The 24,876-nt window shown below is 65.2% G+C and carries 22 protein-coding genes and 1 other RNA gene; 10 read left to right on the top strand and 13 right to left on the bottom strand.

Features of this window, described 5'->3' with window-relative positions; genetic code table 11:
* Positions 1-53: 53 nt before the first annotated feature.
* Positions 54-1,538, top strand: a complete 1,485-nt coding sequence (locus VC212_RS10585; protein WP_323515222.1) for a sensor domain-containing diguanylate cyclase — start codon at positions 54-56, stop codon at positions 1,536-1,538.
* 56 nt (positions 1,539-1,594) lie between these two features.
* Here VC212_RS10585 and VC212_RS10580 read toward each other — a convergent pair whose 3' ends face one another.
* Positions 1,595-2,605 carry a LacI family DNA-binding transcriptional regulator gene (locus tag VC212_RS10580; RefSeq protein ID WP_115554232.1) on the bottom strand — a complete coding sequence of 337 codons (1,011 nt, stop codon included), beginning with the start codon at positions 2,603-2,605 and terminating at the stop codon, positions 1,595-1,597.
* A gap of 95 nt (positions 2,606-2,700) precedes the next feature.
* On the opposite strand from VC212_RS10580, the gene VC212_RS10575 reads away from it, so the two are divergent.
* From VC212_RS10575 to VC212_RS10550, 6 genes are all read left to right on the top strand, one after another.
* The gene (locus VC212_RS10575) at positions 2,701-3,753 is read left to right on the top strand and encodes a sugar phosphate isomerase/epimerase family protein (RefSeq protein WP_323515223.1); all 1,053 of its coding nucleotides are present in this window, start codon (positions 2,701-2,703) and stop codon (positions 3,751-3,753) included.
* A 95-nt stretch (positions 3,754-3,848) separates the two neighbouring features.
* The gene (locus tag VC212_RS10570) at positions 3,849-5,066 is read left to right on the top strand and encodes a nucleoside permease (RefSeq protein WP_323515224.1); all 1,218 of its coding nucleotides are present in this window, start codon (positions 3,849-3,851) and stop codon (positions 5,064-5,066) included.
* 12 nt (positions 5,067-5,078) lie between these two features.
* On the top strand, positions 5,079-6,203 hold the full coding sequence (locus tag VC212_RS10565) for a Gfo/Idh/MocA family oxidoreductase (protein ID WP_323515225.1): 1,125 nt from the start codon (positions 5,079-5,081) through the stop codon (positions 6,201-6,203).
* 19 nt (positions 6,204-6,222) lie between these two features.
* On the top strand, positions 6,223-7,077 hold the full coding sequence (locus VC212_RS10560) for a sugar phosphate isomerase/epimerase (RefSeq protein WP_323515226.1): 855 nt from the start codon (positions 6,223-6,225) through the stop codon (positions 7,075-7,077).
* Between the two features lie 18 nt (positions 7,078-7,095).
* Positions 7,096-7,392 carry a cytochrome c gene (locus VC212_RS10555; protein WP_193552602.1) on the top strand — a complete coding sequence of 99 codons (297 nt, stop codon included), beginning with the start codon at positions 7,096-7,098 and terminating at the stop codon, positions 7,390-7,392.
* Between the two features lie 60 nt (positions 7,393-7,452).
* Positions 7,453-7,528, top strand: a non-coding RNA gene (locus VC212_RS10550) — sX9 sRNA.
* 42 nt (positions 7,529-7,570) lie between these two features.
* Here the strand turns inward: VC212_RS10550 and VC212_RS10545 are convergent.
* The 5 genes from VC212_RS10545 to VC212_RS10525 all read right to left on the bottom strand — a co-directional run bounded on the left by VC212_RS10545 (position 7,571) and on the right by VC212_RS10525 (position 12,763).
* A complete protein-coding gene (locus tag VC212_RS10545; protein WP_323515227.1) occupies positions 7,571-8,314 on the bottom strand; it encodes a DUF1080 domain-containing protein in 744 nt (247 codons plus the stop codon).
* A 44-nt stretch (positions 8,315-8,358) separates the two neighbouring features.
* A complete protein-coding gene (locus VC212_RS10540) occupies positions 8,359-8,934 on the bottom strand; it encodes a gluconate 2-dehydrogenase subunit 3 family protein (protein ID WP_115554237.1) in 576 nt (191 codons plus the stop codon).
* Positions 8,934-10,619, bottom strand: a complete 1,686-nt coding sequence (locus VC212_RS10535) for a GMC family oxidoreductase (RefSeq protein ID WP_115554238.1) — start codon at positions 10,617-10,619, stop codon at positions 8,934-8,936. Before VC212_RS10535 ends, VC212_RS10540 begins: the two co-directional genes overlap by 1 nt.
* Before the next feature lie 30 nt (positions 10,620-10,649).
* Positions 10,650-11,552 (bottom strand): TIM barrel protein, encoded by a 903-nt coding sequence (locus tag VC212_RS10530; protein ID WP_323515228.1) that lies wholly within the window; start codon positions 11,550-11,552, stop codon positions 10,650-10,652.
* Positions 11,553-12,208: 656 nt separating this feature from the next.
* On the bottom strand, positions 12,209-12,763 hold the full coding sequence (locus VC212_RS10525; protein WP_055849727.1) for a single-stranded DNA-binding protein: 555 nt from the start codon (positions 12,761-12,763) through the stop codon (positions 12,209-12,211).
* 275 nt (positions 12,764-13,038) lie between these two features.
* Here VC212_RS10525 and VC212_RS10520 point away from each other — a divergent pair, with 275 nt between their 5' ends.
* Positions 13,039-14,037, top strand: coding sequence for a polyprenyl synthetase family protein (locus VC212_RS10520; RefSeq protein ID WP_055849723.1), 999 nt, complete (start codon positions 13,039-13,041; stop codon positions 14,035-14,037).
* Positions 14,038-14,244: 207 nt separating this feature from the next.
* On the opposite strand, the gene VC212_RS10515 is transcribed toward VC212_RS10520, so the two are convergent.
* From VC212_RS10515 to VC212_RS10495, 5 genes are all read right to left on the bottom strand, one after another.
* On the bottom strand, positions 14,245-15,045 hold the full coding sequence (locus tag VC212_RS10515) for a dienelactone hydrolase family protein (RefSeq protein ID WP_323515230.1): 801 nt from the start codon (positions 15,043-15,045) through the stop codon (positions 14,245-14,247).
* A gap of 205 nt (positions 15,046-15,250) precedes the next feature.
* Positions 15,251-16,660 (bottom strand): UDP-N-acetylmuramoyl-L-alanine--D-glutamate ligase, encoded by a 1,410-nt coding sequence (gene murD, locus VC212_RS10510; protein ID WP_323515231.1) that lies wholly within the window; start codon positions 16,658-16,660, stop codon positions 15,251-15,253.
* Positions 16,641-17,996, bottom strand: coding sequence for a UDP-N-acetyl-alpha-D-muramoyl-L-alanyl-L-glutamate epimerase (gene murL / locus VC212_RS10505; protein ID WP_323515233.1), 1,356 nt, complete (start codon positions 17,994-17,996; stop codon positions 16,641-16,643). The genes murD and murL overlap by 20 nt, the downstream gene beginning before the upstream one ends.
* Positions 17,993-18,457: a hypothetical protein gene (locus VC212_RS10500; protein ID WP_323515234.1), complete on the bottom strand. Its 465-nt coding sequence runs from the start codon at positions 18,455-18,457 to the stop codon at positions 17,993-17,995. Before VC212_RS10500 ends, murL begins: the two co-directional genes overlap by 4 nt.
* Positions 18,441-21,050 (bottom strand): bifunctional aspartate kinase/diaminopimelate decarboxylase, encoded by a 2,610-nt coding sequence (locus VC212_RS10495; RefSeq protein WP_323515235.1) that lies wholly within the window; start codon positions 21,048-21,050, stop codon positions 18,441-18,443. The genes VC212_RS10500 and VC212_RS10495 overlap by 17 nt, the downstream gene beginning before the upstream one ends.
* 180 nt (positions 21,051-21,230) lie before the next feature.
* On the opposite strand from VC212_RS10495, the gene VC212_RS10490 reads away from it, so the two are divergent.
* Both VC212_RS10490 and VC212_RS10485 read left to right on the top strand, forming a co-directional pair.
* Positions 21,231-22,109, top strand: a complete 879-nt coding sequence (locus tag VC212_RS10490) for a PhzF family phenazine biosynthesis protein (protein ID WP_323515236.1) — start codon at positions 21,231-21,233, stop codon at positions 22,107-22,109.
* Positions 22,110-22,140: 31 nt separating this feature from the next.
* Positions 22,141-23,022, top strand: coding sequence for a PhzF family phenazine biosynthesis protein (locus tag VC212_RS10485; RefSeq protein ID WP_323515237.1), 882 nt, complete (start codon positions 22,141-22,143; stop codon positions 23,020-23,022).
* Positions 23,023-23,297: 275 nt separating this feature from the next.
* On the opposite strand, the gene VC212_RS10480 is transcribed toward VC212_RS10485, so the two are convergent.
* Positions 23,298-23,900 carry a glycine zipper 2TM domain-containing protein gene (locus VC212_RS10480; protein WP_055849699.1) on the bottom strand — a complete coding sequence of 201 codons (603 nt, stop codon included), beginning with the start codon at positions 23,898-23,900 and terminating at the stop codon, positions 23,298-23,300.
* Positions 23,901-24,053: 153 nt separating this feature from the next.
* Positions 24,054-24,488, bottom strand: a complete 435-nt coding sequence (locus tag VC212_RS10475) for an OsmC family protein (protein WP_005992502.1) — start codon at positions 24,486-24,488, stop codon at positions 24,054-24,056.
* Positions 24,489-24,876 lie beyond the last annotated feature (388 nt).

Genomic DNA, 24,876 nt, shown 5'->3' with positions numbered 1-24,876 from the left:
GCGTAGGCTGGCACACCGGTTGCATCGCCCAGGTGTCTGGACAGGTAGCCACAGTGACATCACCCACCAAGCGGCGGCGGCAACGTGCACAACGCATTGCGTTGCACTTCGTGCTGACCATGGCGTGCATGCTACTGCTCGGTTCGGAGTACTGGTCCATCCATGAAGAACGTGCATCCGCGCTGCGCGTTGCCGAAGCGCAGTCGTTGAACCTGGCTAACTCGCTGGCGCAGCATGCCAGCGACACCATGTCGATCGCCGACGCGGTGCTGTCCGGGCTGGTCGCGCGCGTCGAGCACGACCAGGGAAATACCAGCGTGCGCGCAGCAATGCACGAATTTCTGGTGCGTGAGGCAAGGCGTTCGGACCGCCTGCATGGCATCTTTATCTACGCGGCAGATGGCAGCTGGGTCAGCTCGTCGCTGGATAGCACACCCAAGACGCATAACAACGCCGACCGCGCCTACTTCAAGTATCACCGCGACCATCGCGATGCGTTGTCGCTGGTCGGCGCACCGGTCAAAAGCCGCTCCGATGGCAGCTGGGTGCTGACACTGAGCCGCCGGCTCAACGGCCCGGACGGCGACTTTGCCGGGGTGGTGCTGGTGACGCTGCAGCTGAAGTATTTCCAGCAGCACTACAGCACCTTCGACGTCGGCCCGCACGGCACCATCGGCATGATCAACGACGATGGCATCGTGCTGTTACGCCGGCCCGACAAGCAGGGCGTCATCGGCAGCTCGATTGCCGGCACCTCGATCTACGTCAACATGCGCGCGCGCCGACATGGCACGGCGACCTATCGCTCGCCGATCGATGGCGTGGAGCGCATCTCCAGCTTCGCCCCGGCACGGCCGTATCCGCTGAGCGTGCTGACCGGCGTGTCGGTAGACGATGCGCTGGCCAATTGGCGGCATGCCGCGGGCCAGCGCATCGTGATCGCCACGCTTGGCTGCGCCCTGCTGCTGGGCGTGGGCATCTGGCTGGACCTGCAGCTGCGCCGCATGCATCGCAACGAAGCCAAACTCAGTTCCGAGGCCTGGGTGGATGCATTGACCGGCGTCGCCAACCGACGTGCGTTCGACTATCGGTTGTCGCAGGCCTTGCAGGAGGCGGTACGCCTGCAATCGCCGTTATCGGTGCTGATGATCGATGTCGATCACTTCAAGCTCTACAACGACACCTATGGCCATGTGAATGGCGACGCCTGCCTGCGCCTGATTGCCGGCGCCATCGCCGGCTGCTCGCGGCGCAGCAGCGACGTGGCTGCGCGGTATGGCGGCGAAGAGTTCGGCATGATCCTGCCGCATACCGATGCCGCCGGTGCGCTGCGCCAGGCCGATGCCGTGCGCAGCGCGGTGGCCGAACTCGGCCTGATGCATCTGCCGAGCCCAACCAGTGCGCACGTCACCGTTAGCGTCGGCGCTGCCACCTTCGAACCCGGCGAAGCACCGCTGACCCCCGACGCCATCGTGCATGACGCCGATTCGGCGCTGTATCGCGCCAAGCAGAGCGGGCGGGATCGTACGTCGGCGTGATCCAGACTCCGGCTCTGCCGCGTTGCCCGGCCTCACTCCACTGACTGACCCTGCAGTCACCTCGCCCTCGGCGCACCCGTGGATCCACGCAGCATCAGGCTGAAATCCAGCGTCTGCTGCAGCGGCACGTCCACCCTTTCGATGATGGCGAGCAGCAGGTTGACCGCGCGGACACCGATCTCTCGCATGGGTTGCCGGATGGTCGTCAATGGCGGCGTGAGGTAACTCGACGACGCCAGGTCGTCGAAGCCGACAATGGACAGGTCGTCCGGCACGCGGATACCCAGGTCCCGGCAGGCGGCCAGGGCGCCCAGCGCCATTTGATCGCTGAAGCAGAAGATCGCGGTCGGCGCAGGCGCACGAGCCAATAGCGCCATCGCAGCCGCATGGCCGGATTCTACGGAGAAGTCGCCCGGTACGACGGTCAGTTTGCGCAGACGGCCGCGTGCCTTGCCGGAGGCCCGGGCCCCTTCCAGGCGTTGCTGGTGCAGCGGATTGTCGGGCGGGCCGCCCACCACGGCGACCCGCTCGTGCCCCAGTCCATACAGGTGTTCCATCATGGCGCGCGCGGCGGCCGCGTTGTCGATGTGGACGCTGGGGATACCAAGCGCCGGGTCGAACTCGCATCCGTTGACCACCGGCGCGGCGGCGCCTAGCTGCTTGACGATCTCACGCGCCGTCGGCGGGAGGCCGTGCCCCAGCACGATCAGGCCGTCTGCCTCGTTACGGAGAAGCATCTGCGCGTAGCGCTCCTCGCGATCGGGCTGGTGCTGGGTATCACCCAGCAGGACGGCGTAGCCGACGGCCTGCGCCGCGTCCTCCGCGCCCTGCAGGATCTGGGCGAAGAATGGATTGGCGATGTCCGGGACGGTGACCAGGAGCTTGCCGCTGCGCTGGGTCTTGAGCGTCCTGGCCACTGTGTTGGGGACATAGCCCAGCGCCGCGGCGGCCTGCTCGATGCGCGTGCGCGTGGCGGGCAGGACTTTTTCCGGCCGGGAAAGCGCCCGCGACACCGTACCGGCGGTGACGCCAACGTGCTTTGCGATGTCGTAGATGGTTGTAGCCATGACCTTGATTCTTCTTTCTGCTGTGCAGTGCACAACGGGTCTTGCGGAAGGCCCATGCTAGGATGATTCAATCGATTGCATGAGGGCGAATTACGTTGAAGACGCTCAAGGGTCCGGCGCTATTCCTGGCACAGTTCATCGCCGACACACCTCCCTTCAATCGCTTGGACACACTGGCCGGTTGGGCTGCGGGCCTGGGGTATTCTGGCGTACAAGTGCCGACCAGCGCGCCGCACCTGTTCGATCTGGCCCAGGCCGCGCAGAGCCAGGCGTACTGCGACGACGTCGCCGGCATGCTGGCCGGGCACGGGTTGCAAGTCACCGAGTTGTCGACCCACTTGCAGGGGCAGCTGGTCGCCGTCCACCCCGCATACGATCAGCTGTTCGACGGATTCGCACCGTCGGACAAGCGCGGCAACCCCGCCGCCCGCCAGGCCTGGGCGGTTGAACAATTGCTGTTGGCGGCCAAGGCCAGCCAGCGCCTGGGGCTGACAGCGCATGCCACGTTCTCCGGCGCGCTGGCCTGGCCTTACTTCTACCCCTGGCCGCAGCGGCCGCCCGGGCTGGTGGAAGAAGCCTTCGCCGAACTCGGCCGCCGCTGGCGCCCCATTCTGGATGCCTTCGACGCCTGCGGCGTGGACCTGTGCTTCGAGATCCACCCGGGCGAGGACCTGCACGACGGCGCGACCTTCGAACGCTTCCTCGATGTCGTAGACCATCACCCACGCGCCAAGATCCTGTACGACCCCAGCCACTTGCTGCTGCAGCAGATGGACTACCTGGGCTTCATCGACCGGTATCACGCGCGTATCGGCATCTTCCATGTCAAGGACGCGGAGTATCGCGCCAGTGCGCATAGCGGCGTGTACGGCGGCTACCAGGACTGGATCGATCGTCCGGGGCGGTTCCGTTCGCTCGGCGACGGTCAGATCGACTTCAAGGCGATCTTCTCGAAGTTCGCGCAATACGATTTCCCGGGCTGGGCGGTGCTGGAGTGGGAGTGTTGCCTGAAGCATCCGGAAGACGGCGCACGCGAGGGTGCGGCGTTTATCCGCGACCACATCATCCGCGTGACCGAACGCGCGTTCGACGACTTTGCCGACAGCGGCGCCGATCCGGAATCGCTGCGCCGCATGCTGGGGACATAGAGCGTGTTATGCGTCTCGACGCACCACAGGACGCTTCGCACTCACCTCAAAGTACATAACACGCTCTAAGCCAATACCGCCTGGGAGGGCAAGCCATGAGGCACACCATGTCGCGCTTGGGCGCGATGATGTTTCTGCAGTTCTTCATCTGGGGAGCGTGGTTCGTGACCCTGGGCACGTACCTGGTGCAGGGCCCCCTCAAGGCCAGCGCGAGCCAGGTGGCGACCGCATTCCTCAGCCAGTCCATCGGCGCCATCTTGGCGCCCTTCCTGGTCGGCTTGGTCGCAGATCGCTACTTCGCGGCGCAGCGCATCCTCGCGGTGCTGCACCTGGCAGGTGCGGCGCTCATGTGGCTGGCATCCACGGCGACGAGCTTCGGCATGTTCTCCGCCTGCGTCATGGGGTACATGCTGCTGTTCATGCCGACGCTGGCACTGGCCAACAGCGTGGCGATGCGGCACATGCAATCGCCTGAAAAACAGTTCCCGCCAGTGCGGGTAGCCGGCAGCGTCGGCTGGATCGTGGCGGGCGTGATGATCGGCTGGCTGGGCTGGGAACAGGCGCACCGGCTCGAACTGACGTTCCGGATGGCGGCGATGGCATCGCTGGCCCTGGGCCTGTATGCCTTCACCCTGCCGCATACGCCGCCGCTGGCGCAACAGCGCGACGCCGGGCTGGGACAGATGCTGGGACTGGACTCGCTGCGGCTTCTGAAGTCGCGCTCCTATTTGGTGTTCTTCCTGGCATCCATCGCCATCTGCATCCCGCTGGCGTTCTACTACAACTTCACCAACCCGTATCTCAACGATCTGGGCGTGCGTGGCGCGGCTGGACTGCAATCGCTGGGGCAGGTGTCCGAAGTGCTGTTGATGCTGGCCATGCCGTTCCTGTTTGTGCGGTTGGGGGTCAAGACGATGCTGGCGCTGGGCATGGCGGCGTGGGTGCTGCGCTACGTAATGTTCGCCTTTGGCGATGCGGGCGGCGGTTTCTCCTTGCTGGTGATCGGCATCCTGCTGCACGGCATCTGCTACGACTTCTTCTTCGTCACCGGCCAGATCTACACCGATGCGTATGCCGGCCCCGCCGCGCGCAGCAGCGCGCAGGGGTTCATCACCCTGGCCACGTACGGCGTGGGCATGTTGATCGGCACGTTCCTGTCCGGCGCGGTCGTGGAGCACTACACCACGGCGGCGGGCCCGGACTGGCAGCAGATCTGGCTGTTCCCGGCAGGCGTGGCGCTGGTCGTGTTGATCGCCTTCCTGTTGCTCTTCCGCGACCGCCCGGTCGTCGCGGCCACGCCCTCCACGCCCTGAGATCCCCACCCGATGAGCAAGCTTGGAATCGCCATCGTCGGCACCGGCATGATCGGCGCCGTGCATCGTCGCGCGGCGCTGCTGGCCGGTGCCGAGGTCCGCGGCATCGCCGCCTCTTCCCCGCAACGCGCACGCGACGTGGCGCAGTCATGGGGTGTGCCGCGCGCCTATCGCGACATCGAGGAGGTGGTCGCCGATCCGCAGGTGCAGGTGGTGCACGTCTGCACACCCAACCATCTGCACCGCGCCATGGCGCAGGCGGCGCTGCAAGCCGGCAAGCACGTGATCTGCGAAAAACCCCTGGCCACCACGTTGCAAGACGCCCAAGCATTGGTTGCACTGGCCGCCTCGACCGGGCTGGTTGCCACGGTCCCCTTCGTCTACCGCTATCACCCGGTGATCCGCGAGGCGCGCGCGCGCATCGCGCAGGGCGAGCTTGGGCCGCTGCGCCTGATCCACGGCAGCTATCTGCAGGACTGGCTATTGGACCCTGCCAGCAACAACTGGCGCGTGGACCCGGCGCTGGGCGGCGCATCGCGCGTGTTCGCCGACATCGGCTCGCACTGGTGCGACCTGGTGGAATGGGTCGGCGGCGAGCGTTTTGTCGAGGTCAGCGCTGCCTTCGCGACTGTCATCGCCGAGCGCGGCGCCCTCACCGGCCAGAGCTTCAGCACGCCGACGGCGGGCGGCGCGGTGCAGGCGGTCGCGAGCGAGGATGTGGCCGCAGCGATGTTCAGAACCGGCGCGGGCACGCTGGCGTCATTGACGGTCAGCCAGGTCTCGGCCGGACGCCGCAATCGTCTCTGGTTCGAGATCGATGGCGCAAGGGCAAGCGTGGCGTTCAACCAGGAGGACGCCGAACGGCTGTGGATCGGCCTGCCCGACCAGCGCGAGGAAATCTTCGTGCGCGGGCCGGGTGCCGGCAGTGCCGAACAACGCCGGCTGTCGACGTTGCCGGCCGGGCATGCGCAAGGCTATGGCAATTGCTTCGAGGCGTTTGTCGCCGACACCTATCGCGCCATCGAAGGCGAGCGGCCGGAAGGCCTGCCTACCTTCGAAGACGGAGTGCGCTCGGCGTTGATCGTCGATCGCGTCATCACATCGGCCAGGACGCGCGCCTGGACGGCCATCGATTGAATCCCGGGAGGACTTCTTCATGCGTACAGCCCTATGCAGGACCGCGACACTCGCACTGCTGCTCCTCGTCGCCCTGCCCGCCTTCGCGCGCGACGCCGCCGGCCCGCAAAAACCCATCGCGGTGCAGATGTACACGCTGCGCAACGCCGGCTCGCTCGACCAACAGTTGAAGATCGTCCATGACGCGGGCGTGGGCGCGGTGGAAACGGTCGGCATGCACAACGTCAGCGCTGCGGAACTCAAGCAGCTGCTCGACAAGTATTCGATCAAGGCGATCTCGTCGCACGTGCAACTGGCCGAACTGCGCAAGAACCTGGACGCCGTGGTGGCCTTCAACCGGTCGATCGGCAACACGACACTGGTGGTGCCTTACCTGGAAGAGAAGGATCGGCCGACCGATGCCGCAGGCTGGACCGCATTGGGCCAGGAACTAGGCCAAATCGCGAAGCGGCTACGTGCCAAGGGCATGCACCTGGCCTACCACAACCACGACTTCGAACTGGTCGACTTCAATGGCAAGACCGGGCTAGAACTGCTGTTTGCAGCGGCGGGCCCCGATCTCAAGACCGAGTTGGACCTGGCCTGGGTTGCGCGCGCAGGCTACGACCCGGCGGTGATGCTGGGCAAGTTCAAGAGCCGCATGTTCGCGGTACATGCCAAGGACAATGCCCCGAAAGGCCAGGCCGAGGACGAGGGCGGCTTTGCCTCCGTCGGCCAGGGCGTGCTGGACTGGAACGCAATCCTGCCTGCCGCAGCGGATGCCGGCGTGCGCTGGTACATCATCGAGCACGACCGTCCGCGCGATCCGGCCACGGTCATCCAGACCGGTGCTGACTACCTGCGTGAACACCTGCCCGCCGGCGCGCATCGCTAGCGCGCTAAGGAGCCTCGCTTGAAAACGATCCTGACAATCGCCGTGGCTCTGCTGGGAGCGACGCTTGCGACCACGGCGTGGTGCAAGGACGACCCGACGGCCGGTGCGCAGCTCTACGCAACGCACTGCACGGCCTGCCATGGGGCCAATCGCGCGGGCGTCCCGCCTACGTTCCCCGCGCTTACCGACGTGGGCAAGCGGCTGCCGCCCGCGCAGATCAAGGAAAAAATCAGCAAGGGCGGCGGGTTGATGCCGCCCTTTTCGCAGCTGTCGCAACAGGAAGTCGACGATATCGCCAGCTTCCTGGCGCAATAAGAGCAACTCACAAAACGACTGCGCAGCCGCGAGGCGGGCGCGGCCGGTGCTCGGTGCGGCATGTACCACTCGTACGCTGCGGTTGCTCCGCGCCGCCCACGCCCACCTGACGACTGCTTGCTATGTATTGTTAGCCGCTCTCAGCGACCGGCGCCAACTGCGCGCCGGTGTTCCGGCGTTACAGCTCGCGCACCCAGATATTGCGGTAGCTGACCTTGGAATCGTGCTCCTGCAGAAAGATCGGCGCGCACGCGTGGGGCGAGTACGACGGGGCGCCGATGTACTCGGTCTTGCCCGACAGGACGGTGTCGTTCTGCACCAGCACGCCGTTATGGAGGACGGTGATGCGGGCCGCTGAGGTGAGCCCGCCCCCCGGCGAGAAGCGGGGCGCCTTCCAGATGATGTCGTAGGCCTGCCACTCGCCCGGCGCACGCGATGCGTTCACCAGCGGAATGGCCTGCTTGTAGATCGCGCCGGCCTGGCCGTTGGCATAGGTCGGGTTGTTGTCGCTGTCGAGCACCTGCAGCTCATACAGTTCCTGCAGGAAGATGCCGCTGTTCCCCCGCTGCTGGCCTTCGAAACCTCGGGGCGCGGTGGGCGTGCGCCACTCGACATGCAGCTGGATGTCGCAGAAGCGCTGCTTGGTCCGGATGCCCTTGCTCCCCGGGACCACGGTCAGCGCGCCGTCGGCAACGCTCCACGGTACCCGACCGCCCTGCTCCGACTCCCAGGCGGAGAGATCTTTGCCATCGAACAGCACGATCGCATCGGAGGGCGCGCCGCCAGCGCGCGTGGCCACGATCGCAGGTACGGGCGTCCACACCTCGGTCTTGGCCGGATCGCGCGACGGGTCGCCGCTGGTCTGCGCTAACGCAGGCGCTGCGGCCAGCAGGCAGGCCACCATCAGCAGGGGCCTGGTCATCGTGTTCCCGGGGAAGTGGCGCATCGGCACATCCTTGCGGTCCATCAGTTGATCGCCCAAGCGGGCGTACCGGGGGTATAGGCCATGTCGCCGTCGTAGCGACCCGGCACGGCGACGTAGCGCAGCACTTCGGTCGCTGCGACCTGCGAGGTGAAGAAGCTGAAGATGGCTAGCTGCTTGATCATGGTGAAGTAATGCGGGATCGCTCCCGCCATTTCGGCGGTGCCGGTATCGGTCGTTTCGACGACATGTTTCCTGGCTTCTGCATCCAAGGCACGCAGCAGCTCGGTGCGCGCCTGCGGCGCCAGCGACACGAATCGGCCGCCGGCGCGTTTGTCGATCTCGATCAACCCGGCGCGGAATGTCGCCTGCTCCCGGGCGGCATAGCAGTCGGTAACGAATTGCGCCATGAACGGGCCAGCGCCGGCGTCCTTCGCCCCCGGCGTTGCGGTCCGCGGCAGGATGGTCTCTGCGATCTCGTCCAGCATGCCGACCTCGGCGGCGGAGAAGAGCGTCTTCGCCCCCGCGGCCGGCGCCTGCCCATGGACGAGCGCAGGCAGGCCGACCATGGCCGCGCCCGTGGCGGCGACGATCATCTTCAGCAGTTCGCGACGTTCCATCACAGGTTCCCCGCTTTCAGCTCTCGCACGGCGTGATCGGCCGCCCGCGCCGTCAGCGCCATGTAGGTCAGCGAGGGATTCACGCAGGCGCTGGACGTCATGCAGGCGCCATCGGTCACGTAGACGTTCGGCGCGTCCCAGACCTGGTTGTGCTGGTTCAGCACCGAGTTGCTGCGGTCGCGGCCCATGCGGGCAGTGCCCATCTCATGGATGCCCTTGCCCGGGGCGTAGTCGTCATCGTGCATCTGCACGTCCTTGACCCCGGCGGCCTCCAGCATCTCTGCGGCGTCCGCGGCCATGTCCTTGCGCATGGCCTTTTCGTTCGCGCGCAGGGACACATCCATCGCCAGCACCGGCAATCCCCATTTGTCCTTGCGCTGCGGATCCAGGCGAATCGTATTGTCGTGGTGAGGCAGCATTTCGCCGAATCCGGTCATGCCGATGCGCCATTTGCCCGGCAGGGTCAGCGCGTCCTTCAGGTCAGCGCCGATGTTCAGTTCGGCGATCTCGCGCGACCACCCGGTGCGGCTAGCGCTGCCCTGATAGCCGAACCCGCGCAGGTAGCCGCGTCTGTCCGCGGCGACGTTACGGAAACGCGGAATGTAGAAACCGCAGGGACGACGGCCGAAGTAGTACTTGTCCTCAAAGCCCTCGATCCGGCCGGAGGCACCCGCGCCGAAATGATGGTCCATCACGTTGTGCCCCAGCTCGCCGGACGAAGAACCCAGCCCGCCTTCCCAGACATCGGTGGCCGAGTTCATCAGCAGCCAGCTCGAGTTGAAGGAGGACGCGTTAAGAAAAATGACCTTGGCCGTGTACTGATAGGTCTGTCCGCTCTCGGCATCGATGATCTCCACGCCCCGCGCACGCTTGCGGTCCTTGTCGTAGAGCACTTCCTTGACGATCGAGAAGGGCCGCAACGTCAGGTTGCCGGTCTTCATGGCCGCCGGCAGCGTCGCCGACTGGGTCGAGAAGTAGGCACCGAAGGGACAGCCCAGGATGCACTTGTTGCGGTACTGACAGTTGACGCGGCCCTGCTCGACCATGGGCTGGGTGATGTTCGCGGTGCGCGAGTGAATCAGGTGCCTGGTCCCACCGAAGGCCTTCTTGATCCGCGCGGCCACGTCCTTTTCGACGATGTTCAACGGGATCGGCGGCAGGAACTCGCCATCGGGCAACACGTCCAGGCCCTCGCGCGTGCCGGCGATGCCGGCGAACTTCTCCACGTAGTCGTACCAGGGCGCAAGGTCGGCGTAGCGGATCGGCCAATCGGTTGCGATGCCGTCCTTGAGATTCGCCTGGAAATCCAGGTCCGACAGGCGATAGCTCTGCCGTCCCCACAGCAGCGAGCGACCACCCACGTGATAGGCGCGGTACCAGTCGAATCGCTTGAGCTCGGTGTAGGGCGATTCCTGTTCGTTCGCCCACATGCCCTGCAGGTTTTCGACCAAGCCGTAGTCGCGCTTCAACACTGGATAGTCGGCCTTCATCGCCTGGGTCGGCCGGTTGTAGTGCGGGAAATCCCACACTTCCTTCATCGCGTTGACATAGTCCTTGACGTGCTCGATGTTGCGTCCGCGTTCCAGCATCAGGACCTTGAGGCCTTTCTCGGTCAGCTCCTTCGCCGCCCAACCGCCACTGATTCCCGAGCCAACGACGATGGCGTCGTAGTGATTGTCTGCCATGGGTTCTACTTCACCTGGGTGGATAGCGTTTCAGACGTCGCAGAGGCGGATTGCCTCGCGCAGCGAGCCGACGGGATCAGGCGCCGTAGGAATGAATTCCTGCGCCAGATAGCCGTCGAAACCGGTATCGCGGATCGCGCGACAGATGGCGGGATAGTGGAGTTCCTGATCGTCTCCGATCTCGTGCCGGCCAGGCACGCCCGCGGTGTGGTAATGCTTGAAGAAAGCGTGATGCTTGCCGATGGTGGCGATAATGTCGCCCTCCATGATTTGCATGTGATAGATGTCGTACAGAAGGCCGAAATGATCCGAGCCGATGCGCCGGCACAGCTCGACGCCCCATGCCGAGTTGTCGCACAGATAGTCGGGATGATCGACTTTGGAGTTCAGTAGTTCCATTACCAGCACGACGCCGCGCTTCTCGGCATGTCCGAGGATGCGCTTGAGTCCGGCTTCGGCGTGGACCATGCCTTCCTTGGGGTCCATACCGTTGCGGTTGCCGGAAAAACAGATGAGGTTGCGATAGCCGGCATCGGCCACCAGATCGATGTGCCGCGTGTAGCGCTCGACCAGCTGGTCGTGGAACTGGCTGCCCGCGAAGCCCTTGTCCAGGCCCATCTCCGCGCCGTTGCACATCGAGCTGTACACGCCATTGGCCTTCAGCGTAGGCCAATCTGCCGGGCCGACCAGATCGATGGCGGCGAACCCAATGCCCTTCACCGTCTGGCAAAGCTGGGCGATCGACTGCTGCGGAAACGTCCAGCGGGCCACGGAATGCTTCAGGTGGCCCTTGCGCGGCTCTGCAGCGGCCGCGGCAAACGCAGGCAACATGCCCGCAACGCCGAAGCCAACGCTCCCGGCGACAGCAACGCGCAGCGCATCCCGACGCGTGAACCCCGGGGCCGGCGCCGGCCCGCTCGATTGGATAGACATCCGTTTTCCGGCCTCCCAACCGGTATCAAATGCTAAGGATTCACCGCGATTCAATCGATTGCACCATAAAGTAGGGAATCGCTTTTTTGCAAGACGCAGTGCACGAAACCCATGCTGCAGAGCAAAACGCCTGTCGCACCAGGCGCTGCATGACGGTGATGGAATGTCGGACGTCGCAGGAGGTGGACTGCTAGACGATCCCAGTCCATCCAGTCGATGCCGACCGGAGTTTTTATGTCAACAACGCCGCACGCAAGCGGGCAACTTGTTAACGCCTAGCATCGCTTCAGCGACGCGTTTCGCCTTCGATCATCCCGCCTATCTCAGCGGACCCTGCCCCGCCCACGAAGCGAAAATTGAGCCGACCTGCTGGAATTTTCGGTGCGATTCCCCAAGAGACGCCCGGGCCGCCATGAGGATCAGCGACTACTGCTCAGGGGACTACCGCAGCGGTGACGAGATCAGCTGCACCTGGAACAGTTCGGGCGGCGCATGGAACCTCCGAATCAGCCATTTTCCGTGGCCATGAACTGTCTAGAAAATCCTGTGCGTATCAAAGACGAGTCGTCGGACCTTGTTGGAGATCGTTAACAACAAAAAAAGGCCCTTGGCAAATGCGCCAAGGGCCCTTGTTTACATATTTAAAAAGATATTCCTTAGAACGGAATATCGTCGTCCGCAAAATCGTCCATCGGCGGCGCGGACTGCTTCTGGGCCGGCTGCTGACGACGCGGGGCATAGTCCTGACCGCCGCCGCCATCGCCACCACCGTAGCCGCCACCTTGTCCACCGCCACCACCGCCCTGCTGCTGACGCGGGGCCTGTGTGCGCTGCGGGCGATCGCCGCCCATGCCACCGCCGCCACCGCCGCCTTCACCACGGCCGCCAAGCATCTGCATTTCGTTGGCGACGATGTCGGTGCTGTACTTTTCCACGCCGTCCTGACCGGTGTACTTGTCGTAGCGCAGTTCGCCTTCGACATACACCTGCGAGCCCTTGCGCAGGTACTCACCGGCAATTTCGCCCAGCTTTCCAAAGAACACCACGCGATGCCACTCGGTGCGCTCCTGGTTATTGCCTTCGCGATCCTTGCGCATGCTGGTGGTCGCCAGGCTCACGCGGGTGATCGCCATGCCGGCCTGGGTGTACTTGGTGTCGGGATCGTTGCCGAGGTTGCCGACGAGGATGACTTTGTTGATGCCGCGGGCCATAGGTGCTTCCGAGATGATGCGCTGGCGCCGGGGGCGCGCAGCGATGAATGTTTGTGAGGCAATGTTACCGCACCTGCCCGTTGGCGGTCGTGGCGGGTTGCCGCGCCCGGCTGCCGGGCAAGCGCCCTGCCCGGGGTCGGAAATCCAGCCCGCGCGGGCCTTTGCGGCCCCAATCCCGGCCGCACGCCACCGCGAATGTGAAGGCGCCGGTTGCGCCCGGCGGGACGGATCCGGCCAGGGCACCTATAATCGGCGTACATCACGAACGCCTGCGCATGACCATCGCCGAAGACCTCCCCACCGTCCTGGGCCTGCCCCAGATCCAGTCCCTCGCCGCGCCCGACATGGCCGCGGTGGATGCGCTGATCCGTCGCCGCCTGGCCTCGGACGTCGTGCTGATCAATCAGATCGCCGATCACATCATCTCTGCCGGCGGCAAACGCCTGCGCCCGATGCTGGTGATGCTGGCCGGCCACGCCGCCGGCGGCTCCGGCCCGGAGCACCACCAGCTGGCGGCGATCATCGAATTCATCCACACCTCCACCTTGCTGCACGACGACGTGGTGGACGAATCGGATCTGCGCCGCGGTCGCAGCACCGCCAACGCCCTGTGGGGCAATGCACCCAGCGTGCTGGTGGGCGACTTCCTGTATTCGCGCAGCTTCCAGTTGATGGTCGAGCTGGACCGCATGGAAGTCATGCAGATCCTGGCCGACACCACCAACCGTATCGCCGAAGGCGAAGTGCTGCAGCTGTTGCACGTGCATAACCCCGACACCGACGAAGCCGCCTACCTGCGCGTGATCGAGCGCAAGACCGCGGTGCTGTTCGCCGCCGGCACCCGCCTGGGTGCGTTGGCCTCGGGCGCAGATGCCGATGTGCAGCAGCACCTGTACGACTACGGCATGCAGCTGGGTTTTGCGTTCCAGATTGCCGACGACGTGCTCGATTACGCCGCAGACGCCAGCGACCTGGGCAAGAACCTGGGCGACGACCTGGCCGAAGGCAAGGCCACGCTGCCGTTGATCCATGCGATGGCGCATTCGGACGCGGCCACGCAGCAACGTCTGCGGCAGATCGTCGAACAAGGCGATGCCGCTGCAATGCCGGAAGTGCTGGCCGCCATCCACGCCACCGGCGGGCTGGACTACAGCCGGCAGCGCGCCGCCGAATACGCCACCGCTGCCGAACAGGCGCTGGACACCCTGCCCGCCAGCCCGGCGGTGGCCGCATTGCGCGGCTTGGCGCGTTACGCGGTCGAACGCACGCACTGATCCGAAGCGCTGAGCGCTCCGGACGGGAGTGGGAATTTGGGGTTGGGGATGCGCAAAAGCAGCGTTGCTCGCGCTTTTACGCATCCCGGCATGCGATTGCCGAACGATTGATCGGCGTAAATCACTGAGCACAAACGTCAGTGGATTGATTCGTTGAAGAACGGGACCGCGCTTTGCAAATCCCGAACCCCGAATCCCCAATTCCGGCTATCGCGCAAACCGCTCGTCGAAGAAGTCGCCAAGCATGCGATACGCACGCTTGGCCGCGCGCGGGTTGTACAGGCAACCGGGCGGGCTGTTGGCATCGGCTTCGGCAAAGCAATGCACCGCGCCACTGAAGTTGACGAACTGCCAGTCGGCGCCTGCAGCATTCATCTCGGTTTCGAACGCGGCGATGTCCGCCTTGGTCACGCTCTTGTCGTCGGCGCCATTGAGCACCAGCAGCGGAGTTTTGGCTGAGCCGGCAGCGGCCGGGCTAGGCGTGGCGATGCCGCCGTGCAGGCTGACCACGCCGGCCAGCTGCGCACCGGCACGCACCAGTTCCAGCACCGTGGTCCCACCGAAGCAGAAACCCACCGCACCGATGCGCGTTACATCCAGCGGTGCCTTGCCGGCCTGCGCCTTGAGCACGTCGACCGCTTTCAGCGCGCGTTCGCGCAACGTCGGCGGGTCCTTTTTTAACGCGCCGGCGAGTTGCCCGGCCTCGCTGTCGTTGGCCGGACGCTTGCCCTTGCCGTACACATCGGCCACCAGCACCACGTAATCGTCGCCGGCCAATTGCTTGGCCTTGGCCACCGCCGAGTCGTTGACGCCGCGCCAGTTCGGCACCATCACCAGGCCGGGGCGCTTGGCATCGCCGGCATCGTCGTAGACCAGCACGCCGCTATAGGTGTCCTTGCCGACCTTCCATTCCAGCGGCTTGGCCTGCATCGCGGCCATCGCCGGAAATGCCAACGACGCCAACACGCCGACCAGACCCACACCGCTCCACGACCATTGCTTATGCATGCGCTTGCTCCCGGGATTTGCGCGAGTGTAGGCCTAGCCGACGTGCAGGAGTGGTCGCGGCGCACGGAAGACAGCCACCAGCAGATGGACCGCCCACCGATGTCGATTGTGTCCGCCGTCGAGGCGATCGCTTGTCGGCACGCTCTCGTGGCCCTGCTCCTGCGTCGGGGCCATCGCGCGCGCGATGGTGTGACAGTCAGAGGCCTTACTGCACGCCCAGCCCGGGGATGGCACTGATCGCCGCCGGGTCGAATCCGGCCAATTGCGCGAAATGCCGGCCGCGTGCAACGTAATCGCGGTAGGCACCGAAGCTGGGCGCGCCCGGCGACAGCAGCACCACACCGCCCTGCGCACCCAGCGCATCACGTGCCAGTTGCATGGCGTGTTCCAGATCAGTGGCGGCGTGCAGCCCAAAACGGCCGTTGGCGGCCAGTGGTTCCAGCAGCGCATGGATACGCGGGCCGTTGGCGCCCATGGTGACGATTTCCAGCGGCGCCTGCTGCGCCATCTGCGCGGCAAACTCCTGCCAATCCAGCCCGCGGTCATGCCCGCCGACCAGCAAGGCGACGCGCCGCTGCGCAAAGCAGGCCAACGCGGCCAACGAGGCATGCGGCGTCGTGCTGATTGAATCGTTGACATAGCTGATGCCGTCCACGCTGCCGAGTAGCTGCAGGCGATTGGGCAACGGACGAAAGCTTAGCGCCGCCGGTGCCAGCGCTGCGGCATCCAGGCCCAACGCTTCGATTGCGGCCAGCACCGCGCACAGATTGCGGCGATTGTGCTCGCCAGGCAGCGGCACGTTGGCGGTATCGAAGATGGCCAGCTCACCGCGATACACCACCTCGCTGCGCAGATGCCAGCCATCGGCATGATTGAACCAGCGCACCTCGCTGTCCGGCAGCTGCAACCCGCGCAACAGTGGATCGGATGCGTTGAGCAAGGCGATCCGCGGCCGCCCTTCGGTCACCAGCGACAGCTTGTCGCGCACATAGCGCGCCTCGTCGCCGTGCCAGTCCAGATGTTCGGGAAACAGGTTCAAGACCACGGCCAGTTGCGGTCGGGCGCCGCTGCGCCCGACCTCGCCGGTCTGGTAGCTGGACAACTCGATCGCCCAGTACGCCGGCGGCGGTTGCGGTGCCAGCACTTCCAGCAACGGTTGGCCGATATTGCCGACCAGGGCGGTGCGATGCCCGGCGCTGCGCAACAGGTGCGCCAGCAATGCGGTGGTGGTGCTCTTGCCCTTGGTGCCGGTCACGCAGATGGTGCCGGTCACATCGCCGTCGGCCTGTGCGTGTTCGGCAAACCACAACGCGGTGCCGCCGATGAACTGCGTGCCGTGCGCGGCAGCGGCAGTGAGTGCTTCGACGCGATACGGACTGATGCCCGGCGACTTCACCACGACCTCGAAGCGGCCCAGCGCCTGCGCGCTGGCGTCGGTTTCCACCTGCAACGCCGCATCGGCCAATGCATCCAGCTCACGCGCTTCTTCGGCGTTGCAAAAGACCGTCAGCGGTTGCGTGGGTAAGACACTGCGCAGCGCGCGATAGGCAGCGCGTCCCTCACGCCCCCACCCCCACAACGCAACCGCCCTGCCCTCAAGCTGCGAAATTCGCACGCACGCGCTCCCATAGCGCCGAGGGAATGCGGTGCTCGCCATCGATGGCCATCAGCGATTCCAGCTGCAGGTCCTGCGCATCCAGCTGCGGCTGGATCTCGCGGATGAAACGCTTCACCAACGCGTCTTCCTTCCACTCCGCGCGCGTTGCCAGCAGCGCCATCGCCGCACGCGATTCGCGGCCTTCGCCAACGCATTCGAATGGCTTGTGGTCCTGAAATTCCAGCAGCGCATCGTAGCCGCCGGCCTGGCTGGCATCGTCGAGCAGATTGCGCCCGAAGATCCTGACCAGACGCGTCTTGGGCATGAACGGTGCCAGCGCCAGGAACACGAAATGGCATTTGGGGCACACGCCGCACCAGCGGTGCACCGGGCGCTCGCCCATGATGTGGAAGTTACGATTGCAGCTGGAAAAATGCGCGTCGTAGTGATCGGTCTTGGCGAACTGCCGCGCCACCGCCAGCTCAGACAGCGGCCGCAGCAACGAGTAATAACGCAGATCCGCCGCCACGTGACGCTGCACATACGCGCCAAACGCCTGCTCGAATGCCCAGCCCTTGGACCACTGGTGATTGACCTCGCCGGTGCCGGGAATCTGGCTACCGTAGCTGGCCGAGCGTTCGTTGGAGAACACCACTTGGTCCACGCCGGTCAGCAGCGCCGACAACACCAGGATGGCCGAGTTCACAGCCGTCACCGGGATATGCCCGTTCCACGCACCCTGGCGGTTGAGCTCAAACAACTCCGGTGCCAGCACGCGGCCGACGTTGAGCACAGGCAGGCCTGTGCGCTCGGCACAGGCGCGGATCAGTTGCGAGCCGCCGATCCAGCTGACGGTCTGCGCGATGCCTGCATGCCGTAATGCTTCGATGCTGACCAGCGAATCCTTGCCGCCACCGATGGCCACCAATGCATGCTCGCGCAAGCCCAACGCAGGCGCCTGCGCAGCAGCCTGCGCAGCCACCGGAAAGGTGATCTTGCCGTGCAGGTTCAAGCCATTGCGGTAGGCGAATTCGCCCAAGCCGTGCAGGTACACGCTTTCCACCAGCGCGGCGGTGTCGGCATCGATGCTGTAGCTGTCGATGGCGATGGTCGGCGGCACCGCGGCCTTGTAATAACTCACGCCCGCGATGAGATGCAGCAGCTGCAAAGCCTGTTGCACGGCAGCAGCACGCGCGCCGTCCAGCACGAACGGCGCGCCGGGCACGGCCACGGTTTCCACCAGTTCCGGGCCCTGGTCGAAGGCATACACCAGCGTCGCCACGCCGGTCTGCGCGTCGAGTGCGCAGCGCACGAAACGGAAGGTGGAGATCTGGTGTTTGTCGAAAGCGCTCATGGACTACCTGCAAGAACCCGTTGCCGACGCAGATAGCGTCGGCACAGGGCATATTCAATCATGGAAAACGGCACCGCAGCCCACAGCAGCGGCAGGCAGCCGATGACGAACAACAGCAGCAGCACTTGCGAGCCAATCACCCGCGCATCGCCAGTGGCCGCCAACGCCACCAGCAGATACAGCAGCAACGCCGGCAGATAGCTGAGCGCGCTCAACACCACCGTGCGCAATGCCATGCCACCGGCATGCTGCGCGGTCGCGGTCGCTCGCCTATCGCGGCGACGCTGCCAGAGCGCCGCGCTCCATGCGCCAACGCCCGCCGCGACCAGCGCCGGCAGCACCCACTTCAGGCTATCGGTCCACTGCACCCGCTGGCCGGCCATGTCGATGGCGGTGGAAAACACCATCGAAACGCCGCCGGCCACGGTGCTGAGCAAGACGAACTCAGCCAGCGGGCGCATCGATCACCTCTTCGCGCGGCAGTTCGCGCTGGTTGTAGGTGCTGGCCATCGAATAGCCGTACGCACCGGCATCGGCCACCAGCACCACATCGCCCGGAGCAGTGGCAGCCGGCAATCGGCGGCGCTTGCCGAACACATCCGACGACTCGCAGATCGGGCCGACGATATCGAAACCGCCATCGGCCACGGCATCGAGCCGGCTGAGGTTTTCGATGTCGTGCCAGGCGTCGTACAGCGCCGGGCGGATCAAGGTGTTCATGCCCGCATCCAGCCCTACGCGCTGCACGCCATCCTTTTCGATCACCTGGGTGACGCTGGCCAGCAACACGCCGGCTTCGGCCACCAGATAACGGCCCGGCTCGATCGCCAGGCGGTAGCCCGGATGCACCGCCTTGACCTCGGCCAGCCCCTTGGCCCACACGTCCAGATCGAACGGCTCGTCTTCGGCGCTGTACGGAATCGGCAGACCGCCGCCGATATCGATGGTTTCCACCGTGCCGATGCGGCGCGCGAAGCCGGCCAGTTCGTCGTACATCATGCGCCAGTGCTCGCCGGTCTCCACGCCACTGCCAAGGTGCGCATGCACACCGGTGATGGTGACTTCCAGCGTGCGCGCGACTTCAACGAACTCGTCCACACGCGTGGACGACAGGCCGAACTTGGACGCCTTGCCGCCGGTGTTGACCTTCTCGTGATGGCCATCGCCATGCCCCAGGTCGATCCGCAGCCAGACATTGCGGCCGCGGAATACCTCCGGCCAGTTGCGGAACGCTTCGACGTTGTCCACGGTGACGGTCACGCCCAATGCAAACGCGGCCTCGTATTCGGCTTTGGGCGCAAAGCTTGGGGTGAACAGCACGCGGCGCGGCGACAGCTCCGGCAGGGTCTGGAACACACGGCGCAATTCGCCGTGCGACACGCATTCCAGCCCGAAACCGGCCTGCTCCAACGCGATCAAAATCGCCGGATGCGCATTGGCCTTGATTGCGTAATAGCGTTGATCCACCGCCGAAATCTGCGCCAGTGCATGCGCACGCGCACGCACGGTGGGCAGGTGATACGCATAGCGCGGCGTGCCGGCCTTGGACAGCGTCAACAGATGCGCGCGCTCGGCATGCCACCACGGTGTGGGACGCGGACGCACCGAGCCGATGATCTCGCGCCAGCGCGGGCCGAACACCTCGCCTTCGCTCACCGGCATCGCGCCGCTGTCGATCAACTCGGCATGCAAAATCGGCAACAGGCCGTCGGCGTCGGCTTCGTCGATGACGAAGGTCAGGTTCAAGTCGTTGGACGACTGCGAAATCATGTGCACACGTTCCTGCCCGAACGTGGCCCACACATCCGACAGTTTGTGCAGCAGCGAGCGCATGCCACGGCCGACCAGGGTGATCGCCGCGCAAGGAACAATAATCTTGACCTTGCAGATCTGCGACAAGTCCGCCGACAACGCCGCCAGCACATCGGTGTTGACCAGATTCTCGGACGGGTCCAGCGACACGGTGACGTTGGTTTCGGCCGAGCCGATCAAGTCCACCGACAACCCATGCTTCTTGAACAAGGTAAACACGTCGGCCAGAAAGCCCACCTGCTGCCACATGCCGATGCCTTCCATCGACACCAGCACGATGCCGTTGCGGCGGCTGATCGCCTTGACGCCCAGCACCGGCTCGGCATTGCCGTCGATGCTGGTGCCGGGCAACTCCGGGCGCTCGGTATCCAGGATCGCCATCGGCACGCCGGAATCGCGGCACGGCTTGATCGAGCGTGGATGCAGCACTTTGGCGCCGGTGGTGGCAATTTCCTGCGCTTCGTAATAGTCCAGACGGGTCAGCAAGCGCGCGTCCGGCACTTCCTTCGGGTTGGCGCTGAACATGCCGGGCACATCGGTCCAGATTTCCACGCGGCTGGCACCGAGCAGCGCACCGAAATACGCCGCCGAGGTATCCGAACCGCCGCGGCCCAGAATGGCAGTACCACCATCGGCGTGCCGCGAAATGAACCCTTGGGTGATCAGCAAGCGCGTGGGCTGCGCATCGAAGCGCGTGCGCCAGTCCGCATCGGACTGCCATTGGCACGACACCGACAAGCGCTTGGACCATTCGCTCTGATTGGGCTGCGGCGGCAATGCCGACAACCACTGCCGTGCGTCCAGCCAGCCCATGTCCAGGCCGCTGGCATGCAGATACGCCGCACCGATGGTGGAAGACAGCAATTCGCCCTGCCCCAGCACCTCGGCCTGCCAATCGAGCGTGCGCGTTGCAGCGCGCGCATCGGCAACCAGGGCATGCAAGGCGGCCAGCCGCTCGCCGAGGACCGCATCGGCATCGAGCTCAAGCTCGGTCAGAAACTCACGATGGCGGTGTTCCAGCGCGGCCACGCGCTGTGCGCTATCGGCCGCGCCATCGGCGATGGCGGTGAGTTCGTTGGTCACGCCCGAGAGCGCGGACACCACCACCAGCACGCGGCCGCCGGTTTCGTTCGCCCGTTTGCTCGCCAGTTTTCCAATCGTGTCCCAGCGATGACGACGCGACACCGAGGTACCGCCGAACTTGAGGACGATCCAACGATCGGTAGAGTGGGGAGCTGACATGGAGTAGGCGTTTATGATGGGGGAAAGAAGCCGGGATGCCGGGCGGAACCTCCGATTCTACTGCCAATGGCGCGCCTCTGACCCCGCGTGCGGTCGCACTCCGCAGCGCCGCTCTTCATCGCGGCAACGGTTTGCGCTGCAACCATCCGCAATGTTCCTACCACCGAGATCGCACCGCGCATGAGCAAGCACCGCTACCTGCAACTGGATGTCTTCGCCAGCCACACCGGCTCCGGCAACCCGCTGGGCGTGGTGTTCGACGCGGGAGCGCTGTCAACCGAGCAGATGCAGCAGATCGCCGCATGGCTGAACCTGTCGGAGACGATCTTTTTTGTGCCGGTCAGCGTGCCGGATGCCGACTATCACATCCGCATTTTCACCCCGCGCGCGGAACTGCCGTTTGCCGGCCATCCCAGCGTCGGCGCGGCGTGGGCCGCCGCAACGCACGGGCTGACCGCATACAAGGCCGATGGCCGGCTGCACCAGCAATGCGCGGCCGGCGTGCTGCCGGTGGACGTATTCGACCGCCACGGCGCCTTGCAGGTGCGGCTGCGCGCGCCGCGCGCGCACATCATTGCAACCGGCGACACCCACGCGGCGGCAGTGCAGGCAGCTAGCGCCGGATTGCAGGTGGCACAGCATCCTGCAGAACTCTGGAACAACGGCCCGAACTGGTGGCTGCTGGAGCTGGCCGACGCCGCGACGGTGCGCCAGGCCGCGCCGGATCTTGCCGCAATTACCCGCCTGACCCAGGCCAGCGCGGCAACCGGACTGGCGATTTATGCCGCTGTGCAGGACGGCGACGCAGATCTGGTGGTGCGCGCGTTCTGCCCTGGCGACGGCATCCCCGAAGATCCGGTCACCGGTAGCGCCAATGCCTGCATTGCCGCACGCCTGCATGGCGAGAACCGCCTGCCCGGCGAGGCGTCGCGTTATGTCGCCAGCCAGGGCCGCGAGGTGGGCCGCGATGGCCGCATCCAGGTGGAAGTGGATGATGCAGGTGAAGTCTGGATTGGCGGAATGACGCTGCAGGTGATCGACGGCCGCATCGATTGGTAAGCTGCCGCGCCCTGTTCGCGGATCCGCCACCATGACCACCCGCCGTTTCCTGCAACTGGATGTGTTCTCCGCCCGCCCCGGCAGCGGCAATCCGCTGGCGGTGGTGCTGGATGCGCAGGGTCTGGACGATGCGGCGATGCAGGCGATCGCCCGCTGGACCAAGTTGCCGGAAACCACCTTTGTGTTTCCCGCAGCCGATGCGCACAGCAGCTACCGGCTACGGATGTTTTCGCCGCAAAAAGAGGTTCCCTTCGCCGGCCACCCCAGCGTGGGCACGGCGCATGCGGTGCTCGACGCCGGGCTGGCCGCGCCAGACGATGGCCTGCTGGTGCAGGACGGCATTGCCGGCCAGTTGCCGCTGCGCGTGGAGCAGATCGATGGCCACCGCAGCATCGCCATCCGCACGCCGCGCGCACGCGTTGCCGAACAGGTGGACGCGGACGACCCGCGTCTGCGCGATGCACTGCACGGCTGGCCGCTCGGCGCCCTGCCGCCCGCGCTGATGGATGGCGGCCGCACCTGGTGGGTCGTGGAGCTGGCCAGCGAAGCGGCATTGCGCAGCCTGCAGCCGAGCTGGGACGCGATTGCCGCCTTGGCCGAATCCACCGGCAGCATGGGCGTCTTCGCCTACGCGCGTGCCGCTCAGGCCGGCAGCTACGATCTGGCGGTGCGCGCCTTTGTGGGCAATGGCCGGCGTTTTGAAGACGCCGCGTCCGGTGCGGCCAATGCCGTGCTCGCGGCCTGGCTGGACAGCCGCCACGCACTGCCCGGCAAGGAGCGGCGCTACGTGGTCAGTCAGGGCCGCGAGATCGGCTTCGATGCCTTGCTGGAACTGCGCATCGACGACAACGGCGACGTGTGGTCCGGCGGCCAGGTGCAGACGGTGATTCGCGGGACCTTGGACTGGGGCTGAGCGTTGCGGGCGTCAAGGTGGCCGCCGAGCCTGATGCAGGTATTTCAAAGGTAAAACCGAGAAACTTTTTCCGTGCCGGGAACTCCGCCCGATCACCATCCAACGCACGGCGCACCTGCGCTTGGCGGTCAAACTCAGAAACAGTTGCAGTCTGCCCGATGCGACGTGCCATCAAGTACTAGCAGCAAACGCTCACCTGCCGCATATCTCGCAAGATAAAAAAAACGCTGCGGTTTCCCGCAGCGTTTTTTTACGAACAACCCACACACAGTCAATCAGTCAGGGCGCACATCCACGCGTACGCGGATCCGGTCGCCCGGGTTGTAATCGCTGCGCGTGTGGTAGGTGCGGCCCGCATATTCGTATGTCACGTCGTAGCCATCCACACGCTCGCGCGAGGTGCGGTACGACACAGGTTCGCAGACGCTGACGTTGCCTTGATAGCTGCGGTGATTGGCCTCGTAGATCGAGCGGCCCGCCGCAACGCCGGCCATGGTGCCGACGGCAGTGCCGACCAGACGTCCGTTACCGCCACCGACCTGACTGCCGAGCACCGCACCGGCGATACCGCCGATGACGCTGGCAACGCCGCGGTTGGAGGCATTGGGCGAGCCATAACTGCCGCCGTCGCGGGAGTAGCCATCATTGCTGGTGTAGTAGCCATCGGACGGACGGTTGTAGCAACGCTCGCTGCTGCGTTCGTTGTAGGAATCGGACACGATGATCGGGTCCACGCGTACGACGCGTGCGTATTCGTAACGACCGTCCTCGTAGCTGCCACGACCATTGTCGCGGTAGCCGCTGTCGTAGCGCTGCGCCGTTGCATTGCCCGCCACGGCCAGACCCATTACCAGAGCACCAAGCACAAGAGTTTTCATTGCGGCAGCTTCACAGGGAGGACACGTTGCCGATGCTCGGCTTGTTGCAGTGAAACCGCCCTGAACCGAACAGGCCTTACAAAGGCCTATTCAGGTTGCCGCCAGCTGCGCGCGCCGGCATGGTCCGCCGACGCTCCGCAGCCTTGACACGCATCAGTTGGAAAATTCGCTTTCCAGGCTGATCGGCACGGCGCTGAGCGCCTTGGATACCGGGCAATTCTTCTTGGCGGTATCGGCCAGCTCGCGGAACTTGGCTTCGTCGATCCCCGGCACCACCGCCTTGAGCTTCAGACGGATCTGCGACAGCTGCGGGCCGCCTTCCATCGACAGATCGACGTCTGCACGGGTGTCCAGCGAGGTCGGCGGAAAGCCGGCTTCGGTCAGCTGCGCCGACAGCGCCATGGTGAAGCAGCCCGCGTGCGCGGCAGCGATGAGTTCTTCTGGATTAGTGCCCTTCTCGTCGCCGAAACGGCTGCTGAAGGCGTAGCGGGTGTTGTCCATCAAGCCGCTCTGCGGCGTGCTGAGTTGACCCTTGCCGGTCTTGAGGTCGCCTTCCCAGTGAGCGGTGGCGTGACGCGAAATACCCATTGCGATCTCCTGCGATTGAAAGAGACCGCCACCTTAGGCGAGCGGGTGTTAGCGCTTGGTGCTTGTTGCGGGAATCGGGAATCGGGAATCGGGAATCGCAAGAGCGTGCACTGCTGCATGCATTTGGTCGCGCGGCTAACGTCAGGTTGGCGGCGACTCAAGACAAGCGACGAGCAGCGGCAACGATATGCATCGCGAAGGAGGCGCTGCATGGTTACGGTGGAGCTCGATTCGGACGATAGGCCACGCGCGGCTGGTAGCTGCGTAGCGTTGCTGACAGGCGCCCATGTTCGAATACAGGACGGTGCCGGGATGCATGGCTGCGTGCAGGAAAAAAGCGGGCGCTGCGACGGCTGTCGCTGCGCCCGGTGTTCAGTGTTCAGTGCTC

Source organism: Xanthomonas sp. WHRI 8932A, assembly GCF_035012785.1.
Classification (GTDB): domain Bacteria; phylum Pseudomonadota; class Gammaproteobacteria; order Xanthomonadales; family Xanthomonadaceae; genus Xanthomonas.
The sequence above is the reverse complement of the archived record's forward strand: the minus strand, read 5'-3'. Positions and strand labels throughout refer to the sequence as shown.

Bases quoted from the DNA above. Each gene is read 5' to 3' on its own strand.
- VC212_RS10580 (WP_115554232.1), bottom strand. From the start codon at position 2,605: ATGGCTACAACCATCTACGACATCGCAAAGCACGTTGGCGTCACCGCC.
- VC212_RS10570 (WP_323515224.1), top strand. From the start codon at position 3,849: ATGAGGCACACCATGTCGCGCTTGGGCGCGATGATGTTTCTGCAGTTC.
- VC212_RS10565 (WP_323515225.1), top strand. From the start codon at position 5,079: ATGAGCAAGCTTGGAATCGCCATCGTCGGCACCGGCATGATCGGCGCC.
- VC212_RS10560 (WP_323515226.1), top strand. From the start codon at position 6,223: ATGCGTACAGCCCTATGCAGGACCGCGACACTCGCACTGCTGCTCCTC.
- VC212_RS10545 (WP_323515227.1), bottom strand. From the start codon at position 8,314: ATGACCAGGCCCCTGCTGATGGTGGCCTGCCTGCTGGCCGCAGCGCCT.
- VC212_RS10540 (WP_115554237.1), bottom strand. From the start codon at position 8,934: ATGGAACGTCGCGAACTGCTGAAGATGATCGTCGCCGCCACGGGCGCG.
- VC212_RS10535 (WP_115554238.1), bottom strand. From the start codon at position 10,619: ATGGCAGACAATCACTACGACGCCATCGTCGTTGGCTCGGGAATCAGT.
- VC212_RS10530 (WP_323515228.1), bottom strand. From the start codon at position 11,552: ATGTCTATCCAATCGAGCGGGCCGGCGCCGGCCCCGGGGTTCACGCGT.
- VC212_RS10525 (WP_055849727.1), bottom strand. From the start codon at position 12,763: ATGGCCCGCGGCATCAACAAAGTCATCCTCGTCGGCAACCTCGGCAAC.
- VC212_RS10520 (WP_055849723.1), top strand. From the start codon at position 13,039: ATGACCATCGCCGAAGACCTCCCCACCGTCCTGGGCCTGCCCCAGATC.
- VC212_RS10515 (WP_323515230.1), bottom strand. From the start codon at position 15,045: ATGCATAAGCAATGGTCGTGGAGCGGTGTGGGTCTGGTCGGCGTGTTG.
- murL (WP_323515233.1), bottom strand. From the start codon at position 17,996: ATGAGCGCTTTCGACAAACACCAGATCTCCACCTTCCGTTTCGTGCGC.
- VC212_RS10500 (WP_323515234.1), bottom strand. From the start codon at position 18,457: ATGCGCCCGCTGGCTGAGTTCGTCTTGCTCAGCACCGTGGCCGGCGGC.
- VC212_RS10495 (WP_323515235.1), bottom strand. From the start codon at position 21,050: ATGTCAGCTCCCCACTCTACCGATCGTTGGATCGTCCTCAAGTTCGGC.
- VC212_RS10490 (WP_323515236.1), top strand. From the start codon at position 21,231: ATGAGCAAGCACCGCTACCTGCAACTGGATGTCTTCGCCAGCCACACC.
- VC212_RS10485 (WP_323515237.1), top strand. From the start codon at position 22,141: ATGACCACCCGCCGTTTCCTGCAACTGGATGTGTTCTCCGCCCGCCCC.
- VC212_RS10480 (WP_055849699.1), bottom strand. From the start codon at position 23,900: ATGAAAACTCTTGTGCTTGGTGCTCTGGTAATGGGTCTGGCCGTGGCG.
- VC212_RS10475 (WP_005992502.1), bottom strand. From the start codon at position 24,488: ATGGGTATTTCGCGTCACGCCACCGCTCACTGGGAAGGCGACCTCAAG.